Here is a 4,509-nt window from a genome sequence, read left to right on the forward strand (position 1 = left end):
CTTGCCAGCAACCAAAAAACAACGGGGGGAGACGGGGGAGCTGGCCGGTCACCATTGGTCGCCCCACCCACCCAACTTCTCGGACAAGAAGGACAAACACCATGCTGAACCACCTGATAGCGCTGTACGTCCCGGCGCGACTGAGCGAGAACGTCACCGTCCACAGCATTGACGCACGGCACTCGAGCCTGCAGATCATCGTCGGCGGCGGCCTGGAATGCATCGCCCGAGGCGACTGGCAGGTCTACCTGAACGCGGAAACGCAAACCACCGGAGCCTCAAACGTCCGCGCGGTGCAGCTGCTGCACGACACCGGGCTTGACCTCCCGGTCACCGGGAACGCCGTGTTCCTGGGCAGGGAAGGACTCAACCACGACACCGACGTCCCGGACTACCTGATCCGCAGGGCCGAAGCACTTTTCGACACCCGGCTGATCCAGCCAGCGGCCTAGCTGCCAACGGTGGCCGGGAACCAGACGTTCCCGGCCACCACCCACCACCCAACTTCTCGGACAAGAAGGACACAACATCATGATTGAAAAGCTCACACTCACCGGCCCCGCTGACCTGCTGGCATACATCCCGCACCTGCTCGGAGGCACCCCCACTGACTCCTTCGTCGTGCTCACCGCCACCGCCGGAGCCCTTGGCGCCACGTTGCGCGTGGATGCACCCATGGATGCGGCCCCTCTGGGGTTCGCCCAAACGGTGACCAGCCTCGCGGCACAAGACGAGAACGCCACGGCCTGCTACCTCATCGTCTACACGGACGAAACCGGCGACGATGACCGGTTCCCCTACGCCGCGCACGTCGCCGCCCTGGGCAACGAACTGGCCACCGCACAGATGCCCGTCCGCAAGGTCTACCTCGTCACCAGCACCCACTGGGCCGCATACGGCACCACCGAGCGGAACCCGCTGGAACAGATCACCGACAGCAACGCCAACGCCACCCTGACCTTCATGGGAAGCGCCGCGACCGTGGACGTCTACAACCCTGCATTGCTGGGCAAATGGGTCGAGCCGGTACAGGTGCCCGTGCTCACGGAAGAAGCCGTCGAGCATGCACAACAGGAATGGGACGCTGCGCTGCAGACACCCGGCACGCCGGAGACGGAGACCGCCCGGAAACTGGCGGCCTGGTTCCAAGTCCCGCACCTGCGAGACATGCTCATGGCCGAGACCATCACCACGAACAACGGCAGCATGCTTGACCTGCTGCGAGGCAAGTTCGACGGCCGCCCGGACTGGAAGCGCGTGGACCGCGCCGAAGCCCTCGCTTTCGAACTGATGAAGGTTGTCCCCGAAGGCCAGCGCGCGCCGATGCTGACCTTGATGGGCTGGCTGCAGTGGCTCAAGGGTTCCGGAACCCACGCCGAGCGCTACCTGAAACTGGCGGTCGAGGACGTACCTCACTACCGGCTGGCAGTTCTTCTGCGCGAAGAGCTCGTAGCTATCCTCCACATCGCAGAGGTGGCCAAGAACCCGGAAACCGCCTACACGCGCCCCATCAGCTAGCGTGACGGCCGGGCAGGATCAGCAATGGTCCCGCCCGGCCGTTCACGTGGCGGGGCGGCCTCCTCCGCTGGCGCTCCCCCGGCCGCCATGACGCTGCGCGGGCGCAGCCGGCAAACCCAGCCAATGCGGAGGATCCACGGCTACAGTGAAATCCAACGAGAACACTGCACCTGGGAGAGCCGCATGGGAACCAAATACATCCTGACCGAGGACGACAAACCAGCACCGGACGCGAGCGTCCTCGAAGACCTCATCGAACTTCAGCTGCTCACCGCCGGCGAACCCCTAGGGCCGGTCGATTTCACGCACACCCAGGAACACCACGAGCGCTAACCACTGCAGCAACGACGCTGCACCACAGATTTCCTTTGTCCGAGGAAACCAGAAGGGCCGGCCACAAGGCCGGCCCTTCATCATGCATCGACGTGTTTGACCGCAAAGCGCCACAGCACCACAGCGGCCAGGGCGTTTAGACCGGCGATAAACAGGTCCCCTGCTGCAGGCCGTCCAATGAACACATCAATGGCCACCAGCACGAGGCAAGCCGCGGCGGCGACGGTGAACAGCACCGCCAGGAAGCGAAACCACCTAAGACCACGACGAGCCCGGCCGGGTCCGGGCCGCGGTATCGGATCAGTCATGCCTCAGTGTCCCGGTTTATACCCGGCCCGGCTACCTCCAGTGGCCAGTGTGGTCCAGCCCGACGTAATGGGAGTGACCGAGGGTCTTTCCACGGTGGAAATCCCGGAGTGCACGTTCTGACTCCGGATCCGAATCGACCGGCCGCTGCTTGGTCCGCCTCAACAGATAAAGCGCGATTGCCGCAACGATCAACAATCCTGCTGCAATTACTACACCTAGCAACTCCATGGTGCCCCCTTTTATGAGCACAACTATAGGTTCCCCTCGCAGAATGGCCCAGGTACCTGGGCCATCACGGGTTCCTCCCCCGGCAGGGTCTACTACCCAGGATGCTCCCGTATTGCTGTCCACCGTGGCCTGAGAACGCAGTGCATGCTCGCAGAACTCGCACCCGTTGGGGCGTCCACTCCGCAAGCTCCGTGGCCGGCTGTTGGGTCCAGGGCGCGCCGTCGCAGAGCTCCGGACACCCTGGCCCTTTTGTGTCTACGACGTTTTTTGTGGCTGTCCTGCGGATCATACGGTTCCGCTCCGGCTCCAGGCTGCTGACCCCATCGTTCCTCAGGGGCCCTGCGGCACTGGAATTCTTCGACGGCGCTTCGCTTATTTCCTTTCGACGATTTCCAGCACCTTGCCCTGGCGGGAGCAGACGCCTCCGTCGGCCCCGTAGAGCACTACGTGCCAGCAACAAAAAACAACGGGGGAGCGGGGAAGCTGGCCGGTCACCATTGGTCGCCCCACCGCCCAACTTCTCGGACAAGAAGGAGCAACACCATGAACGACGAAAACCGTATTGCACGCGCGGCCCTTACCTGCATGTTCACCCCGGGCGATGACGTAGCCCGTCAGCTTGTAGCCCGCCACGGGGCACACCCCGCCTACCGCATGGCCCTCCGTGCCCGGCCCCTGTTTCCGTTCTGGGAGGTCACCGCTGACCAACTCTCAAAAGGGCTGGACCGTTGGGCACCGGCACCCCGCGACCTCGACACCGACAAGATTGAGGCCGAGCTGGAAGCCGTCGAAGACCTTGGCGGCGGGTTCCTGATCCCCGGGGACGAGCACTGGCCCGAGGGATTGGATGACCTGCCCAACCCGCCCTATGGGCTCTGGTACGTCGGGAACATCGCCCAGGGAATCCCGGCCCCGCAGCGCACAGCGGCATTGACCGGATCCCGTGATTCCACCAGCTACGGAGCTGCCGTTACCGCCGAAATGGCCCACGGGCTGGCCCGGCAGGGGATCTGCGTCATCTCCGGTCTTGCCTACGGCATCGACGCCCACGCCCACCGTGGCGCACTGGCTGGGAGCACCGGGACTGGTCCGGCGACGATCGCCGTCGCAGCTGGTGGCCTTGACCGGGTTTACCCGTCCGGTAACGCGGACCTCGCGGCCGCGATCAAAACCAGCGGCCTGATCGTCTCCGAGCAGCCCATCGGTACCGCACCCACGCGGGCACGTTTCCTGGACCGGAACCGGATCATCGCCGCTCTGGCCGGAGTGACTTGTGTTGTCGAAGCCCGGTGGCGTTCCGGTGCGCTAAACACCGCGCACCACGCCGAAACCATAGCCCGGCACGTCGCGGCAGTACCCGGAAGCGTGCACAGCGCGAATTCCGCAGGCTGCCACCGGCTCCTGAAAGAGGGCACGGCGGCACTGGTGTCCGACGCCGACGAAGTAGCCGAACTACTCGCCAGCTAGACCCACCGGTGGCCGGGACAACCTCCCGGCCACCGCCCATTCGTAAAGGAGAAATGACCATGACTGAAAGCCCCGATGCACGACAGACCGCCGAAGAGATCGAATGGTTTCCCGCCCGGGAACTGGTCGTGGCGATGAAGGCCGAAGGCCTGGAACTTCAGGTCGGCCAGACCGGTGGAGGCACCGCAACGTTCTTCCTGGAGAGCGAAGGCAGCCACGCCTTCCTGATTGGCCCCGGATCGTATAGCTGGAACACTCCTCTGGAATCCCAGTTCACCACGGCTGAGCTCTACTACGGGCCTGACCAGTATGACGAGGCCGGCGAACCGGTGGAGTTCTCCGACGACGAAGAGAAAACCATCACGCCGGGAACACCGATAACTGATATCGCCCAAGAAATCGCCGCCAACTTCCGCCGATTCAACACCCGCGCGCCCTACAGCCCCACGTAAGCGGGGTGGGCCGTTCGTCTTGTGTGGGCGGGCGGTCCGTCGCGGGTGGTCGCCTGGGTGGGTGGTTGCCGGCGACGGACCGCCGTTCCCGCAACCGGGCCGGCACGACGCACCTGGTGCGTGCGGCAAGCCTTGGCGGGGATTGACCTGGGTGGATCCGCAGGGGCCAGGGCAGAGCATGCTCGCAGGGCTCGCACCCTTT

The 4,509-nt window shown here is 64.6% G+C and carries 6 protein-coding genes; 5 read left to right on the forward strand and 1 reads right to left on the reverse strand.

The features are described 5' to 3' along the window. The first annotated feature begins 101 nt into the window (after positions 1 to 101). The 3 genes from BMY91_RS22830 (at position 102) to BMY91_RS23260 (ending at position 1,851) form a co-directional block, all read left to right on the forward strand. The gene (locus BMY91_RS22830; protein WP_090826469.1) at positions 102 to 452 is read left to right on the forward strand and encodes a DUF3846 domain-containing protein; all 351 of its coding nucleotides are present in this window, start codon (positions 102 to 104) and stop codon (positions 450 to 452) included. Positions 453 to 531: 79 nt separating this feature from the next. After that, positions 532 to 1,518, forward strand: coding sequence for a DUF4192 family protein (locus BMY91_RS22835; RefSeq protein ID WP_090826472.1), 987 nt, complete (start codon positions 532 to 534; stop codon positions 1,516 to 1,518). A gap of 183 nt (positions 1,519 to 1,701) precedes the next feature. Next, entirely contained in the window at positions 1,702 to 1,851 is a 150-nt protein-coding gene (locus tag BMY91_RS23260) for a hypothetical protein (protein ID WP_177179997.1), read from the forward strand. An 80-nt stretch (positions 1,852 to 1,931) separates the two neighbouring features. Here BMY91_RS23260 and BMY91_RS22845 read toward each other — a convergent pair whose 3' ends face one another. Beyond that, the gene (locus BMY91_RS22845) at positions 1,932 to 2,159 is read right to left on the reverse strand and encodes a hypothetical protein (protein ID WP_090826477.1); all 228 of its coding nucleotides are present in this window, start codon (positions 2,157 to 2,159) and stop codon (positions 1,932 to 1,934) included. A gap of 772 nt (positions 2,160 to 2,931) precedes the next feature. On the opposite strand from BMY91_RS22845, the gene dprA reads away from it, so the two are divergent. Together dprA and BMY91_RS22860 are read left to right on the forward strand one after the other, a co-directional pair. After that, positions 2,932 to 3,855 (forward strand): DNA-processing protein DprA, encoded by a 924-nt coding sequence (dprA, locus tag BMY91_RS22855; RefSeq protein ID WP_090826482.1) that lies wholly within the window; start codon positions 2,932 to 2,934, stop codon positions 3,853 to 3,855. A gap of 59 nt (positions 3,856 to 3,914) precedes the next feature. Beyond that, entirely contained in the window at positions 3,915 to 4,307 is a 393-nt protein-coding gene (locus tag BMY91_RS22860; protein WP_090826485.1) for a hypothetical protein, read from the forward strand. The last annotated feature ends 202 nt before the right edge of the window (positions 4,308 to 4,509 follow it).

The sequence above is a fragment of the Arthrobacter sp. yr096 genome, from assembly GCF_900108925.1.
Taxonomy (GTDB): domain Bacteria; phylum Actinomycetota; class Actinomycetes; order Actinomycetales; family Micrococcaceae; genus Arthrobacter.

Bases quoted from the DNA above. Each gene is read 5' to 3' on its own strand.
- BMY91_RS22830 (WP_090826469.1), top strand. From the start codon at position 102: ATGCTGAACCACCTGATAGCGCTGTACGTCCCGGCGCGACTGAGCGAG.
- BMY91_RS22835 (WP_090826472.1), top strand. From the start codon at position 532: ATGATTGAAAAGCTCACACTCACCGGCCCCGCTGACCTGCTGGCATAC.
- BMY91_RS23260 (WP_177179997.1), top strand. From the start codon at position 1,702: ATGGGAACCAAATACATCCTGACCGAGGACGACAAACCAGCACCGGAC.
- BMY91_RS22845 (WP_090826477.1), bottom strand. From the start codon at position 2,159: ATGACTGATCCGATACCGCGGCCCGGACCCGGCCGGGCTCGTCGTGGT.
- dprA (WP_090826482.1), top strand. From the start codon at position 2,932: ATGAACGACGAAAACCGTATTGCACGCGCGGCCCTTACCTGCATGTTC.
- BMY91_RS22860 (WP_090826485.1), top strand. From the start codon at position 3,915: ATGACTGAAAGCCCCGATGCACGACAGACCGCCGAAGAGATCGAATGG.